Source organism: Actinophytocola sp. (assembly GCF_036002505.1).
Classification (GTDB): Bacteria; Actinomycetota; Actinomycetes; order Mycobacteriales; family Pseudonocardiaceae; genus DASYTH01.
Map to the genome: position 1 here is coordinate 1 of NZ_DASYTH010000436.1, position 13,375 is coordinate 13,375.

The window sequence follows — 13,375 nt, forward strand, 5'->3', positions numbered from 1 at the left end:
AGCTGGTCGGCCAACGAGGTGAACGCCACAGCCGGCTCCCATCGCCGCAGGTCACTTTGATCGACAATCGCTCGGCGGCGGCCGAACGCTAGGGCCGCCGTCCAACTGCGACGGAGTGCCCGCGGGCGGCGGTGATACATGCCCTGAAGGCGTCCTTCGGGGCGTTGAGCGTCCCGAAGGACGCCTTCAGGACATACATCGACACCCAGGAGTCCCACGGATCTCATCTGCCTCACCAGCCACGACCTGGCCGAAATCACCCGGTTCTTACGTCCCTGGCATTGACGTTGAGTGCCCCGAAGGCGTCCTTCATGGCATAGGCCCACCAGTCAACTCGGCCCAGTACTCCAGCTCGCTTCGAGTGTCCACTGTGTCCGGGTGCTCGGCACCGAGCAATTGCTCGCGCGCGGGAAGCAGCTCGGCGAACAGGTCACGAGCCCGCGCAGGGTCGCCCGACCGACCGACCCAGAACGCCAAGTTGTGGCGGCACCACAACGTTTCGGTGTTGTCAGCGCCCACCACCCGGACCATGACCGGGAGCAGCGCCGCGATCGAGTCCCGCGCCCGAACCGCATCGCCGGCCTGCCCGATCCAGATGGCCTGCTGCCGCCGGGCATCCAGGGTGATCGGGTGGTCCTCACCCAACAGCCGCACCCGTTCCGCCACCACGTCGGCGAACATGTCGCGGGCCCGAACCGCGTCGCCGGCGTGGCCGGTCCAGTACGCCACGTTGTACCGCTCGACGAGCGTGTCGATGTGCTCGACCCCGGACAGCCGCTCGCGCACGGCAAGCAACTCCGCGGTCAGATCCCGGGCCCGCACCGCGTCCCCCGCTTCTCCGGTCCACCATGCCAGGGCGTTCCGGTTGAGCAAGGTGTCCGGGTGCTCCTCGCCCAGCAGGCGCCGTCGAACGGGAAGCAGGTCGGCCAGCAGGTCCCGGGCCTGCGCCGGATCCCCGGCCCAACCGGTCAGGTTCGCCACCGATGCACGGGTTGCCAGAGTGTCCCGATGCTCGGCACCCAATAGCCGCTCCATGTCGGACAGCAGTTCGCCGAAGAGGTCCCGGGCCCGGGTCGCGGCCCCCGCCTTCCACGTCCAGTACGCCACGCGACCGCGGGTGGTCAGGGTGTCCGGATGATCGGGCGGAAGGTGAGCGAGCAGCGCGAGAAGGTGCGGCTGCAACGCGTTCCAGACCGCGATGGTGGCCGCGGCCGGCCGGCGCTCCGGTTTCGGCAGGGCGGCCGTGATCAACGTGTGAGCGGCTTCAGCCCACTGGTGGGACGTCAGGTCGTCGCGCAGCTGGTTCCGGGTGACAGATTGGACGAGCCGGTGCACGGCGACCGTGTCGGAGGCCGCCGGCATGGCGAGGTCGTAGCGGTGCAGCTCGCCGATCGCCTGGCTTCGGGCCAGTTCGTCGGCCAGGAGCGGCTGGATCACCTCGGCAAGCTCGATCCCGCCGACATCCGGGGACGCAAGGAGCAACTGCACGGGGATAGCGTCGGGCGCGTAATACGCGAGCAGGTTCAGCAGTGTTCTCGCGTTGGTGGTGAGCCGCTCAATGGCTAGCCGCCACGTGGTGGCGACGGTGTGCGGATAGTCCGCCGGACGGCCCTCCCTGTGCAGGTCGGCACTGCGCTCCCGGTACCACCGGAGATAGCGTGCCAGGTCGATGGCATTGGTTCGAACGAACGACGCCGCCTGGATGAGCGCCAAGGGAAGCCCTGCGAGCTCATTGGCGAGCGCCTCGGCCGCGGTGGCGTCATCATCAAGGGACAATCGCGTTAGGACCATTATTGCCGCACCCCTGACCAGCGGCAGCACGGGCACGACGACACTCGGATCGGGCCAATTGGTAGCCTGACTGGTGATCATCACATGGCCCTGACCCGCCGGCGGAAGCAAGGCTTGCACCGCCGCGGCGTCGGCGACGTTGTCGAGCACCAGCAGCCACGGATCGTCGAGCCGACCGAGTTGGGTGAGTGCTGCCGTGCGGGCGTCATGGATCTGCGCGACCTCACCGGGCGACCCGAGGGCCTCGAGCAGCGACCGAAGTTCCGCGTCGATCACCCCCGGATCCTCGGCCCGGACCCACCAGATGACGCCATAGTCGTTGCGGTACCGCTGGGCGTACGCCCGAGCGAGGCTGGTCTTGCCGACGCCACCCATGCCGGCGAGTACCCGAACAACGGGTGGGACTGGGCCGGACAGAAAGGCCGCCCGCAGGTCGCGGAGTTCCTCCTGGCGGCCGATTGTCGGGGCGAGGCCGGCCACGTGGGGAGAGACGAGACCAGCCACAGTTCCATAGAGTAGGACCCCGCTGATCGAGGGTAGTGGGTTGGCGGGCAGATGGTTACGTTCGGGTTATGCGAGCTTCCAGACTGATGATCAGTGCTTTGGCGGCCGTCACGACTGCTTTGCTGTGCACTTCGACGGCGAGTGCAGCTCCCTCACCTGGGGCATCCGGGATTGGTGACGATTACTACCCGTTTGACGGGAATGGGGGATATGACGTCTCTCATTACGATATCCGGTTGACGTACAATCCGACGTTTGACCTGATTTCGGGGACAACGACAATCATTGCCAAAGCGACACAGGACCTGAGTCAGTTTGACCTGGACTTCCTGTTGAAGGTCAAGTCGGTCAGGGTGAACAACGCGATGGCACAGTTCCGGTCGACGACCGACGGCGAGCTGGTGGTGACACCGGTTCGCTCGATCGCGAACGGGAGTGATCTGACGATTGTCGTTGCGTACAGCGATGTTCCGTCGAATCCCGACTACAAGCTGTACGGGTTCAACTCGTACACGAGGACGGCAACCGGCGCGTTGGCGGTGAATGAGCCGCAGATCGCGCCGTGGTGGTATCCGAGCAACGACCATCCGACGGACAAGGCGACGTTCGATGTGTCGATCGCGGTGCCGGAGGGGTATGAGGCGTTGTCGAACGGCGTTCTGGTCGACCGGCAGCAGCAGATCAACGGGTGGGTGCGGTGGAACTGGCGGAGTCTCAAGCCGCAGAACACGTATGGCACGTTCTTCGTCGTCGGGCAGTTCGACGATCTGAGGTTCCAGACGGCGCCGAACGGGCTGCCGTTCATCTCCGCGTACGCCAACGACCTGGGGGCGAGTGCGGACGCGGCGCGGGCGAGCGTGGAGCGGACGCCGGAGATCCTGGAGTTCGAGGCGACGCAGTTCGGCGACTACCCGTTCGAGGCGCAGGGCGGCATCGTGGTGAACCCGAGTGAGCTGGGGTTCGCGCTGGAGAACCAGACCCGGCCGGTGTACGACGGGCGGTCGTTCCGGCGCGGATCGAATACCTACGTCGTCGCGCACGAGCTCTCGCACCAGTGGTTCGGGGACTCGGTGTCCGTGCACGGGTGGACCGACATCTGGCTCAACGAGGGGTTCGCCACGTACGCCGAGTACCTGTGGTCGGACTACCTCGGCGAGGGCACGCCGGCCGAGGTGGCGCAGTTCACCTATGACTCGATCCCGGCCGACGACGAGTTCTGGCAGCTGCTTCCGGCCAACCCGGGCCCGGCCGAGCAGTTCAACGACGTGGTCTACGACCGGGGCGGGATGACCTTGCAGGCGTTGCGCACCGCGGTCGGGGACGAGAGCTTCTTCCTGATCCTGCGTACCTGGGCGCGCACCCACCAGTACGGCAACGGTGCCACCGCCCAGTTCATCGCGCTCGCCGAGGCGATCTCCGGGCAGAACCTGAGCGGGCTGTTCACCACCTGGCTCTACACCGCCGGAAAGCCCGCAACAGGGCCGAACGGCACCGCGGCAGGCCTCGCCCGGACCGCCGAGCCGAAGTCGTACCAGAAGATCAAGGAGACACACGAGGTGCTGGCCCGTTAGCTGCGGATAGGCTCGCTGGCGTGGTGGTGGTGGTGGAGCAGGTCGTGCCGGCTCGGGGATTGCGGGCGCGGCGGATCGCGGTGCGGGCGCTGCTGTCCGTCGGCGCGCTGGTCACCGGGCTCGGCCTGCTCCTGACGGTCGCCGCGTGGACCGAGGACGCCAAGATCGACGAGAGCACCGGGCGGGCGAACGCCGAGGTCGTCTCGGTGTCGTTCCAGCGGACGCTGGTGCGGTTCCAGACGCCGGACGGCGCCGAGCACATCCCGTCGGTCGGCGTGCTCTACCCGGAGGCGCTCGAGGAGGGCCAGACCGTCCAGGTGGAGTACGACCAGCGCGACCCCGAGCTGGTCCGGGTGGCCGGGCGCGGGGCCGGGCTGACCCTGCTCCCGGTCGGCACCACGGTGCTCGCCACCTGGGTGATCGTGGTTCCGGTCGTGTGGTGGCTGCGCCGGAACCGAATGTGACACTTATCCGCGTTTTCGGCGTTCAGGTGTAACATCAGGGGTGTGGACGAGGACCTGGAGCGCGAGTTCGACCGCGTGGTGGCGGCCGAGCAACGCATCGAGCCACGGGACTGGATGCCGGACGGATACCGCCGCACGCTGATCCGCCAGATCGCCCAGCACGCGCACTCCGAAATCATCGGCATGCAGCCGGAGGGCAACTGGATCAGCCGCGCGCCGTCGTTGCGCCGCAAGGCGATCCTGCTGGCCAAGGTGCAGGACGAGGCCGGGCACGGGCTCTACCTGTACGCGGCGACCGAAACCCTCGGCGCCGATCGCGAGGACCTGACCACCAAGCTGATCGAGGGCCGGCAGAAGTACTCGTCGATCTTCAACTACCCGACGCTGTCGTTCGCCGACGTCGGGGTGATCGGCTGGCTGGTCGACGGCGCGGCCATCTGCAACCAGGTGCCGCTCTGCCGGACCTCGTACGGGCCGTACGCGCGGGCGATGATCCGGATCTGCAAGGAGGAGTCGTTCCACCAGCGGCAGGGCTACGAACTGCTGATGACCATGGTGGGCGGCACCGAGGCGCAGCGGCGGATGGTGCAGGAATCCGTGGACCGGTGGTGGTGGCCGTCGCTGATGATGTTCGGTCCGCCGGACGCGGAGTCGTCGAACACCGAGCAGTCCATGGCCTGGCGGATCAAGCGGCACACCAACGACGAGCTGCGCCAGCGGTTCGTGGACATGACCGTGCCGCAGGCCGAGAAACTCGGCGTCACACTGCCGGATCCGGTGCTGGCGTGGAATCCGGACCGCGGCCACCACGACTTCGGCGAGATCGACTGGGACGAGTTCTGGCAGGTCGTCGGCGGCAACGGGCCGTGCAACGCGGCGCGCATCGCGCACCGGCGCGCGGCGCACGACGACGGCGGCTGGGTGCGTGAGGCCGCGGCCGCGTACGCCACCAAGCAGTCCACTGTGGATGGTGCGGCATGACCGAGACACCGCGCTCGTCCTGGCCGCTGTACGAGGTGTTCGTGCGCAGCAAGCGTGGTCTGAACCATGTGCACGTCGGCTCGCTGCACGCGCCCGACCCGGAGATGGCCCTGCGCAACGCCCGCGACCTCTACACCCGGCGCAACGAGGGCGTGAGCATCTGGGTGGTACCCGCCGCGGCGATCACCGCGTCGTCCCCCGCCGAGAAGGATCCGTTCTTCGCGCCGGCCGGCGACAAGGTGTACCGGCACCCCACGTTCTACGCCATACCCGAGGACGTGCCACATCTATGAGCTTCGACAACGCCTACGAGTCCATCACCGAGTCCAACGACGAGCAGCACTGGGCGTTCGGTACCGGGTTCGACGACCCATTGTCCGGAGTGGACAGAGCTGTACCGTCCGAAGTGGACTCCGTGGATCTGGCTCAGTACTGCCTCATGCTCGGCGATGACGCACTTGTTCTGTCGCAACGCCTTTCCGAGTGGTGCTCCCGGGCGCCGGAGCTCGAGGAGGACGTGGCCCTCGCCAATATCGCGCTGGACCTGTTGGGCCAGGCCAGGATGCTGCTCACCCGTGCCGGCGAGGTCGAGGGCGCCGGGCGCGCCGAGGACGACCTCGCCTACCTCCGCGACGAACCAGAGTTCCGCAACGTCCGCCTCGTGGAGGTCGACTGCGGCCCCGGCCCCGGTGGCGACTTCGCCACCACCATCGCCCGCCTGCTGATCTTCGCCTCGTGGCGCCTGGCCCTCCTCGACCACCTGACCGCCTCCCGCGACCCGGTCCTCGCTGCCATCGCCGCCAAGGGCATCAAAGAACTCGCCTACCACCGCGACCACGCCGCCCAGTGGACGCTGCGCCTGGCCGGTGGGACGGACCTCTCCCGGTCCCGCATGATCGCCGGGCTGACCAAGGTGTGGCCCCTGTTCGACGAGCTCTTCGCCCCGCACGACATCGAGGTCCGCCTCGCCGCCGCGGGCGTCGCCGTCGACCCCGGCACCCTTCGGTCCGAAGTAGACGCTGTGCTCGACCGGGTGCTCACCGCCGCCGCCCTCGACCGCCCGGACGTCCGCCCGATGTCCGCCGTCGCCCACCGCCTCGGCCGGCACGGCGTGCACACCGAGGCGATGGGCTACCTCCTCGCCGAGATGCAGCACCTAGCCCGCTCCCTTCCCGGAGCCGTGTGGTGAGCACGCCGCAGGAGGTCGCCGAGCGGGTCATGGACCCGGAACTGCCCATGCTGACCCTGGCCGACCTCGGGGTGCTGCGCGGCGTGGAATGCGGCGAGTCCGGGCGGGTGACCGTGACGATCACACCCACCTACTCGGGATGCCCGGCGCTGGACGAAATGCGCGCGGACCTCACCCGGCGACTCGGCGAGGCCGGTTACCACGACGTCGAGGTGCGCACCGTGCTGCACCCGGCGTGGACCACCGACTGGGTCAGCGCGGCGGGGCGGCGGAAGCTCGCCGAGCACGGAATCGCGCCGCCGGAACGGGTCGGGCCGCGGGCGGCCGGCCCGGTGCCGCTCAACCTGGCGCCGGCCCGCCGGCTGGTGCGCTGCCCGAACTGCGGATCTGGACACACCACTGAGCTGTCGCGGTTCTCGTCCACGGCGTGCAAGGCGTTGTTCCGGTGCGACGAATGCCGGGAGCCCTTCGAGCACTTCAAGGAGCTCTGATGAGCCGGCCGCAGTTCAACCGGTTGCGGGTGGCGAAGGTCGACCGGCTCTGCGAGGACGCGGTAGCGATCACGTTCTTGGTACCGGAAAAGCTGGCCGACATCTACGCGTTCCGGGCCGGGCAGTACCTGACGCTGCGCCAGGATGTCGAGGGTGTCGAGGAGCGGCGGTCCTACTCGATCTGCGCACCCGCCGGCACCGCGCCGCGGATCGGGGTGCGGCGGGTCGACGGCGGGCTGTTCTCGGCGGCACTGGTCGACACTCTCAAGCCCGGCGACCTACTGGAAGTGTTGCCACCACTGGGAAAGTTCACGCCGCCGCCCGGGCCAGCGCACCACTGCCTGATCGCGGCCGGATCCGGGATCACTCCGGTGCTGTCCATCGTGGCCACCGTGCTGGCGTCCGAAGAGGACAGTAAAGTCACGCTGCTGTACGGAAACCGGCGCACCGACACGGTGATGTTCGCCGAGGACCTGGCCGACCTCAAGGATGTCTACCGTTCCCGGCTGCAACTCGTGCACGTGCTCTCCCGCGAGCCACGCGACGTCGAGCTGTTCACCGGCCGCCTCGACGCCGAGCGCCTCACCGCCCTGCTCGACGCGATCGTCCCGGCCGCCGACGTCGACCACTGGTGGCTGTGCGGCCCCTACGGCCTGGTCCAGGACGCCGAGGCGGTCCTCGCCGGCCGCGGCGTCCCACTCGAGCGCGTCCACCACGAGCTGTTCTACGTCGACGAGCCGCCGCCGGCCCCCAAACGCGCCGAAGAGTCCGGAGTGGACGGTCCGGTCGCCGAGGTCACCGTCGTGCTCGACGGCAAGCAGACCACCCTCACGCTGCCCGCGGACACCCCGATCCTGGACGCCGCCCAGCGGGTCCGCTCCGACCTCCCGTTCGCCTGCAAGGGCGGCGTCTGCGGCACCTGCCGCGCCAAGGTCACGGCCGGCGAGGTCACCATGCGCCGCAACTACGCCCTCGAACCCCACGAGCTGGCCGCCAACTTCGTCCTGACCTGCCAGAGCCTTCCGACCACCCCCCAGGTCACCGTCGACTACGACGCCTGACCCATCACGGACCGGCGGCGGTTCCACCACCCTCGGCACGGCTCCGGATCCGGTTCGCCGCCGCCGAGACGTCATGTCCGTCGAGCTGCGCACGCCGACGGCGCCGCCTGATGTCGAACACCGCGGCCCAGGTCAGCAATACGACGAGCGGCCCGAGAATGAGCAACATAGCGATCATCCCGACCCCCTTGATATTCATATGACGGTTCGGGAGTCACGTGCGACGCTCGCCGGCATGCGGGTGCTGATGCAGCATGACGGCAAACGCCGGTACTGGTCCACGATCCATCGCGAGGACAACGTTGTGCTGTTCCTGTCAGGATACGACCGGAAATGGCGCGTGCCGCACGATTTGGCGCATATCGCGACGGAAAGCAACTCCGGCTCGACGACGGCGTGTTCGGCAGCATCGCGGCCGGGGCCATGTTCGAGAACATGCGTGTGCTCTCCGGGCGGCTGCGGCATGACCCGCGTCAGCGCTCGCGGCAGGTGCTGCGGGCCAACGGCCCTGGCATCGGCGTGGCCGAGTTGCTGGCGGCCGCGGTCCACGCCGCGGTCGAGCAGCGGGCACCCGGGACCGTCGTTGCGGCCGCCCGGCGGGTATGGGCCTCGCTGCACGAGGGACCGTTCCCCTATCCGGACGCCGAACTGTGCAGCGCCGTTGACACGCTCGACGAGCTCGGCCAGCGCTGGGCGCGGCTGCGTGCCGGTGACCGGTTGACCATCGACTGGCCATGACCTGCCCCGCGAGTTCGACATTCGGAACGTACGACTCAGCGTCCCCAACGTACGACTCGGAGGTCTGAGCGTACGACTCGCGGTCCTGAACGTACGACTCGCGCGTTCACACACGGGAACCCCGGCGAGTCGTATCCTCCGGCAAGCGAGTCGTACTGTGTGGCAAGCGAGTTGTACGCTCGGGTCTCAGCAGGTCGCGCTCTCCTGCCACCAGGCCAGCACCTCTTCGGCCACCCCGGGCGCGGCGACCAGCAGGCCGTCCACCGGGAGCGGCGCGTCCTCGCCGTGCCGGTCCAGCACCGCGGCCCCGGCCTCGATGGCCAGCGCGACCGAGCCGGCGACGTCCCACTCGTGGTAGCTGTGCAGCACCGCGGCCGCCGCGTGGCCGAGGGCGACCTGCGCGATGGCCAGCGCCGCCGAGCCCAGCACCCGCACCCCGGCGTGCGACGCGGCCGCCCGCTCGATGAAATGGCCCATGCCCGGCCACGGCCCGGTGCGGGCGAACTCCGTGCACACCAGCGAACCCGCCGTCGACGTGCGGTCCACGAGGGAAACCCGCTGGCCGTTCGCCCGGGCCCCACGGCCGCGCGCGGCCGCGTAGATCTGGCCGCGGTACGGGTCGGCCACCACGCCGACCACCGGGCCCGCGGAGTCCACCAGCGCCAGGCTGTAGGCGCACCACGGGATGCCGGCCACGTAGTTCGCGGTGCCGTCGACCGGGTCCACCACCCAGCGGTACTCGGCGTCGTCCGAGCCCATGTCCGCGCCGAACTCCTCGCCGACCACCGGAATCCCGGGGAACTCGGCGGTGAGCACCCGCCGGGTGTGCCGCTCCAGCGTCCGGTCGGTGTCGGTGACCCAGTCGAACGGCGACTCCTTCGTCCCCGGCCGGGCACCGCGGCCCGCGGTCGCGGTGATCACGTCGGTGGCGTCGTTGGCGAGCCGGCCGGCGACCTCGAGCGCCCGGGACAGCAGGCCGGGCTCCACCGGCCCGCGCGGTCGGGAGGACAAGAGCGTCATGCCATCCAAGCGTGATCGTGGCTGGTGTCCGCAACACGACCGGCAGATGACATGCCGTGGAATCTCACAGCCACCGCGCGACCCCGCCGTGGCGTGCGCAGGCGTTCGGGTGACGCCGGCCGGTGCTGTACGTCCCGTCGTGGCACAGGGCGGTCGCGCCCGGCGGGGGCGCCGGCTCGCCGGCCGGGTCCGGGGCGGCCGCGGTCACCCGGACCTGCGCCGTCGTCGACGACATCCGCGGCACCGCCGGCGTTGGCGGGGCCGGGGCGGCGGGGGCCGGCACCGGGGCGATCGGCTCGACCGTGGCCGGCGCCGACCGCGGATCGCAGCCGGCGACCAGGAGGAGTGCGCCGAGCACGAGAACGCTCGACGCGTGGACGAGGGTCATGCCCTAAGGACCTGGTTGCAAGGGTTCCGATGACGTTCGCTCGAACGTCATGTCACCGTCCCCTCCCCGGCAGGGCGGGTTGTCACGGTCGGTTCGTGCGAGTCGCCATCGTCACCGAGAGCTTCCTGCCGCAGGTGAACGGCGTGACGAACTCGGTTCTCCGCGTCGTGGAACACCTGCACGACCGCGGGCACCAGGCGTTGATCATCGCGCCGGGGGTGGGACCCGACCGGTACCTCCACGCGCGCGTGCGCCGGGTACGGGCCGTCGATCTGCCGGTGATCACCTCACTGCCGATCGGCGTGCCCAGCCCGAAGGTCTACGCCGCGCTCGCCGAGTTCGCGCCCGACATCGTGCACCTGGCCTCGCCGTTCGTCCTGGGCGCCGGGGGTCTGCGCGCGGCCAGACGGCTCGGCGTGCCGACCGTGGCGGTGTACCAGACCGACGTCGCCGGGTTCGCCGCCGCCTACGGCCTGTCCCGCGGTGCGCGGGCGGCCTGGCGCTGGATTCGGCGGCTGCACTCCTACGCCGACCGAACCCTCGCGCCGTCAACGGATTCCGTGCGCGCGCTGATCGAGCACGGCGTCCCGCGGGTGTTCCGGTGGGGCCGCGGCGTGGACACCCGGCTGTTCTCCCCTGAACGCGCGGACCCCGCTCTGCTCCGGCGGCTGGCGCCGGACGGTGAGCTGCTGGTCGGCTACGTCGGCCGGCTCGCCCCGGAGAAGCGGGTCGAGCACCTCGCCGCGCTGAACGACCGCCCCGGTGTGCGGGTGGTCGTGGTGGGCGATGGTCCGGACACCGCGGCCCTGCGCGACCGGCTGCCGGGCGCGGCGTTTCTCGGTTTCCGCACCGGTACCGCGCTCGCGGCCGCGTACGCCACTCTCGACGTGTTCGTGCACACCGGTCCGCACGAGACGTTCTGCCAAGCGGTGCAGGAGGCGATGGCGTCCGGCCTCCCGGTGATCGCCCCGGACGCGGGCGGCCCGCGGGACCTCGTGCAGCACGGGCGGACCGGATTCCTGCTGCCGCCTGACGGTTTCGCCGCCGAGCTTCCGTCCACCGTGGACTTGTTGCGGGACGACGCCGTGCGCTGGGGTCTCGGCCGCGCGGCGCGGTCCGCGGTGCTCACCCGGACCTGGCCCGCGGTGTGCGAGGAGTTGCTCGGGCACTACCGCCAGGTCGCCCGGTCGCGCGCGCAGGTGGCCTGAGTGCGGATCGTGCAGCTGGCGAACTTCTACGGCCCGCGCTCCGGCGGGCTGCGCACCGCGCTGCACCACCTGGGTGCCGGGTACGCCGCCCGCGGGCACGAGGTGACACTGGTGGTTCCCGGGCGGCGGCACGGCGACGAGGTCATGCCGAGCGGCGTTCGCCGGATCACGTTGCCAGCGCCCCGGATCCCCGGCACCGGCGGCTACCGCGTCGTGGATCCGTTGCGGGTTCGCGCACTGCTGCCACGCCTGCGCCCCGACCGGCTCGAGGTCTCCGACCGGCTGACGCTGCGCGGCATGGGCGACTGGGCCCGCCGGCACGGGGTCGGCAGCATGGTCGTCTCCCACGAACGCCTGGACCGGCTGCTGGAACAGTTCCTGCTCCCTGCACCCCTCGCCCGCCGGGTCGCGGACCTGGCGAACGCCCGGATGGCCGCGAGCTACGACACCGTCGTGTGCACCACCGCGTTCGCCCGCGAGGAGTTCGACCGGATCGGTGCGCCGAACGTCCGCCAGGTGCCCCTCGGCGTCGACCTGCTCGTCTTCGATCCGTCCAAACAAGACGGTGCACTGCGCCAAACCCTGTCCTGCGGCGCGGACGCATTATTGGTCCATTGTGGACGACTCTCCCCCGAGAAGAAGGTAGAACGCAGCGTCGACACCCTCGCCGCGCTGCACGAGGCCGGCGAACGGGTCCGCCTGGTGATCGCCGGCGACGGTCCCCGGATGACCGCCCTGCGCCGCCGAGCCGCCGGCCTCCCGGTGACGTTCCTGGGATTCGTCAACGACCGCACCGACGTCGCCCGCCTCCTCGCCACCGCCGACGTCTCGCTCGCTCCCGGTCCACATGAGACATTCGGCCTCGCCGCCCTGGAGGCGCTGGCCTCCGGCACCCCCGTCGTGGTGTCCGCGTCCTCCGCCCTCCGCGAGATCGTCCAGGACACCTGCGGCGCGGCCGTCGACGACCACGCCCCGGCGTTCGCCCAAGCGGTACAACGGTTACTGGACGTGCCGGTGTGGCAACGCCGGGCCGCGGCCCGCGAACGGGCCGAGGAGTTCGACTGGTCAACCTCCGTGCGCGGCATGCTGGACGCCCACCGCTAGGCCGTGATGCGGTGAATGCGTCCTTCCTCACGTCCATCGCGAGCAAAGACGCATTCACCGCACTGTGAAACACGCCCCAGGCGCACCGTTAGGCTGGCCGCCATGTCCCGAGCCGGGCTGGACAAGGACCCGCACGCCATCGCCGCCATGTTCGACGGCGTGGCCAAGGGCTACGACCGCACCAACACCGTGATGACCCTCGGCTTCGACCGCCGCTGGCGCGAGGTCACCCGCCAGGTCCTCGACGCCGCGCCCGGCGAGAAGGTGCTCGACCTCGCCGCCGGCACCGCCGTGTCCACCGTCGAGTACGCCCGCTCCGGCGCCTGGTGCGTCGCCGCCGACTTCTCCCTCGGCATGCTCCGCACCGGCGCACACCGGACCGTCCCCAAAGTCGCCGCCGACGCCTTGCACCTCCCCTTCGCCGACGCCGCCTTCGACGCCGTGACCGTCTCCTTCGGCCTGCGCAACATGAACGACACCGTGGCCGCCCTCCGCGAAATGGCCCGCGTGGTCCGCCCCGGCGGCCGGCTCGTGATCTGCGAGGTCTCCCAACCCCGCTGGCGCCCCATCCGCTGGCTTTACCACAACACCCTGCTCCGCGCCCTCCCGCTGATCACCCGCCCGTTCTCGTCCAACCCCGCCGCCTACCGCTACCTCGCCGAGTCCATGCGCGACTGGCACGACCAGCGCACCCTCGCCGAACTGATCGCCCGCGCCGGCTGGCACGACGTCGAGTGGCTCAACCTGACCTTCGGCGCCGTCGCCCTGCACCGCGCCACCCGCCCCCGCCCAGCACTCCCCGCGCCCTCGGTGCGATGAACGACGCTTTCATCACGCCCAGCGCGAGGAAAGACGCGTTCATCGC

At 70.1% G+C, this 13,375-nt stretch carries 15 protein-coding genes; 11 read left to right on the forward strand and 4 right to left on the reverse strand.

The window, feature by feature from the left end; translation table 11 throughout:
* Positions 1-309: 309 nt before the first annotated feature.
* Positions 310-2,295: a tetratricopeptide repeat protein gene (locus VGR06_RS39015; RefSeq protein ID WP_327564266.1), complete on the reverse strand. Its 1,986-nt coding sequence runs from the start codon at positions 2,293-2,295 to the stop codon at positions 310-312.
* A gap of 68 nt (positions 2,296-2,363) precedes the next feature.
* Between VGR06_RS39015 and VGR06_RS39020 the strand changes: the two genes are divergently transcribed.
* From VGR06_RS39020 to paaE, 7 genes are read left to right on the forward strand one after another with little or no spacing between them, the layout of a single operon-like run.
* Complete coding sequence (locus tag VGR06_RS39020) at positions 2,364-3,866, forward strand: M1 family metallopeptidase (RefSeq protein ID WP_327564267.1); 1,503 nt, start codon at positions 2,364-2,366, stop codon at positions 3,864-3,866.
* Between the two features lie 20 nt (positions 3,867-3,886).
* Positions 3,887-4,330: a DUF3592 domain-containing protein gene (locus VGR06_RS39025; RefSeq protein ID WP_327564268.1), complete on the forward strand. Its 444-nt coding sequence runs from the start codon at positions 3,887-3,889 to the stop codon at positions 4,328-4,330.
* A gap of 42 nt (positions 4,331-4,372) precedes the next feature.
* On the forward strand, positions 4,373-5,311 hold the full coding sequence (paaA, locus tag VGR06_RS39030; RefSeq protein WP_327564269.1) for a 1,2-phenylacetyl-CoA epoxidase subunit PaaA: 939 nt from the start codon (positions 4,373-4,375) through the stop codon (positions 5,309-5,311).
* On the forward strand, positions 5,308-5,604 hold the full coding sequence (gene paaB, locus VGR06_RS39035) for a 1,2-phenylacetyl-CoA epoxidase subunit PaaB (protein WP_327564270.1): 297 nt from the start codon (positions 5,308-5,310) through the stop codon (positions 5,602-5,604). The genes paaA and paaB overlap by 4 nt, the downstream gene beginning before the upstream one ends.
* The gene (gene paaC / locus VGR06_RS39040) at positions 5,601-6,500 is read left to right on the forward strand and encodes a 1,2-phenylacetyl-CoA epoxidase subunit PaaC (RefSeq protein WP_327564271.1); all 900 of its coding nucleotides are present in this window, start codon (positions 5,601-5,603) and stop codon (positions 6,498-6,500) included. The genes paaB and paaC overlap by 4 nt, the downstream gene beginning before the upstream one ends.
* Positions 6,501-6,529: 29 nt before the next feature.
* A complete protein-coding gene (paaD, locus tag VGR06_RS39045) occupies positions 6,530-6,991 on the forward strand; it encodes a 1,2-phenylacetyl-CoA epoxidase subunit PaaD (RefSeq protein WP_327564280.1) in 462 nt (153 codons plus the stop codon).
* A complete protein-coding gene (paaE, locus tag VGR06_RS39050; RefSeq protein WP_327564272.1) occupies positions 6,991-8,052 on the forward strand; it encodes a 1,2-phenylacetyl-CoA epoxidase subunit PaaE in 1,062 nt (353 codons plus the stop codon). Before paaD ends, paaE begins: the two co-directional genes overlap by 1 nt.
* Positions 8,053-8,056: 4 nt before the next feature.
* On the opposite strand, the gene VGR06_RS39055 is transcribed toward paaE, so the two are convergent.
* Positions 8,057-8,230: a hypothetical protein gene (locus tag VGR06_RS39055; RefSeq protein ID WP_327564273.1), complete on the reverse strand. Its 174-nt coding sequence runs from the start codon at positions 8,228-8,230 to the stop codon at positions 8,057-8,059.
* A gap of 155 nt (positions 8,231-8,385) precedes the next feature.
* Between VGR06_RS39055 and VGR06_RS39060 the strand changes: the two genes are divergently transcribed.
* Positions 8,386-8,790: a hypothetical protein gene (locus VGR06_RS39060; protein WP_327564274.1), complete on the forward strand. Its 405-nt coding sequence runs from the start codon at positions 8,386-8,388 to the stop codon at positions 8,788-8,790.
* A gap of 186 nt (positions 8,791-8,976) precedes the next feature.
* On the opposite strand, the gene VGR06_RS39065 is transcribed toward VGR06_RS39060, so the two are convergent.
* Positions 8,977-9,810 (reverse strand): inositol monophosphatase, encoded by an 834-nt coding sequence (locus VGR06_RS39065; RefSeq protein ID WP_327564275.1) that lies wholly within the window; start codon positions 9,808-9,810, stop codon positions 8,977-8,979.
* Between the two features lie 64 nt (positions 9,811-9,874).
* A complete protein-coding gene (locus VGR06_RS39070) occupies positions 9,875-10,198 on the reverse strand; it encodes a DUF3761 domain-containing protein (protein ID WP_327564276.1) in 324 nt (107 codons plus the stop codon).
* Between the two features lie 95 nt (positions 10,199-10,293).
* Between VGR06_RS39070 and VGR06_RS39075 the strand changes: the two genes are divergently transcribed.
* The 3 genes from VGR06_RS39075 to VGR06_RS39085 all read left to right on the forward strand — a co-directional run bounded on the left by VGR06_RS39075 (position 10,294) and on the right by VGR06_RS39085 (position 13,329).
* Complete coding sequence (locus VGR06_RS39075; protein ID WP_327564277.1) at positions 10,294-11,406, forward strand: glycosyltransferase family 1 protein; 1,113 nt, start codon at positions 10,294-10,296, stop codon at positions 11,404-11,406.
* A complete protein-coding gene (locus VGR06_RS39080; RefSeq protein WP_327564278.1) occupies positions 11,407-12,510 on the forward strand; it encodes a glycosyltransferase in 1,104 nt (367 codons plus the stop codon). It abuts the gene before it with no gap.
* A 102-nt stretch (positions 12,511-12,612) separates the two neighbouring features.
* Positions 12,613-13,329 carry a demethylmenaquinone methyltransferase gene (locus VGR06_RS39085; RefSeq protein WP_327564279.1) on the forward strand — a complete coding sequence of 239 codons (717 nt, stop codon included), beginning with the start codon at positions 12,613-12,615 and terminating at the stop codon, positions 13,327-13,329.
* The last annotated feature ends 46 nt before the right edge of the window (positions 13,330-13,375 follow it).

Bases quoted from the DNA above. Each gene is read 5' to 3' on its own strand.
- VGR06_RS39020 (WP_327564267.1), top strand. From the start codon at position 2,364: ATGCGAGCTTCCAGACTGATGATCAGTGCTTTGGCGGCCGTCACGACT.
- paaB (WP_327564270.1), top strand. From the start codon at position 5,308: ATGACCGAGACACCGCGCTCGTCCTGGCCGCTGTACGAGGTGTTCGTG.
- paaC (WP_327564271.1), top strand. From the start codon at position 5,601: ATGAGCTTCGACAACGCCTACGAGTCCATCACCGAGTCCAACGACGAG.
- paaD (WP_327564280.1), top strand. From the start codon at position 6,530: ATGGACCCGGAACTGCCCATGCTGACCCTGGCCGACCTCGGGGTGCTG.
- paaE (WP_327564272.1), top strand. From the start codon at position 6,991: ATGAGCCGGCCGCAGTTCAACCGGTTGCGGGTGGCGAAGGTCGACCGG.
- VGR06_RS39055 (WP_327564273.1), bottom strand. From the start codon at position 8,230: ATGATCGCTATGTTGCTCATTCTCGGGCCGCTCGTCGTATTGCTGACC.
- VGR06_RS39060 (WP_327564274.1), top strand. From the start codon at position 8,386: ATGGCGCGTGCCGCACGATTTGGCGCATATCGCGACGGAAAGCAACTC.
- VGR06_RS39065 (WP_327564275.1), bottom strand. From the start codon at position 9,810: ATGACGCTCTTGTCCTCCCGACCGCGCGGGCCGGTGGAGCCCGGCCTG.
- VGR06_RS39070 (WP_327564276.1), bottom strand. From the start codon at position 10,198: ATGACCCTCGTCCACGCGTCGAGCGTTCTCGTGCTCGGCGCACTCCTC.
- VGR06_RS39085 (WP_327564279.1), top strand. From the start codon at position 12,613: ATGTCCCGAGCCGGGCTGGACAAGGACCCGCACGCCATCGCCGCCATG.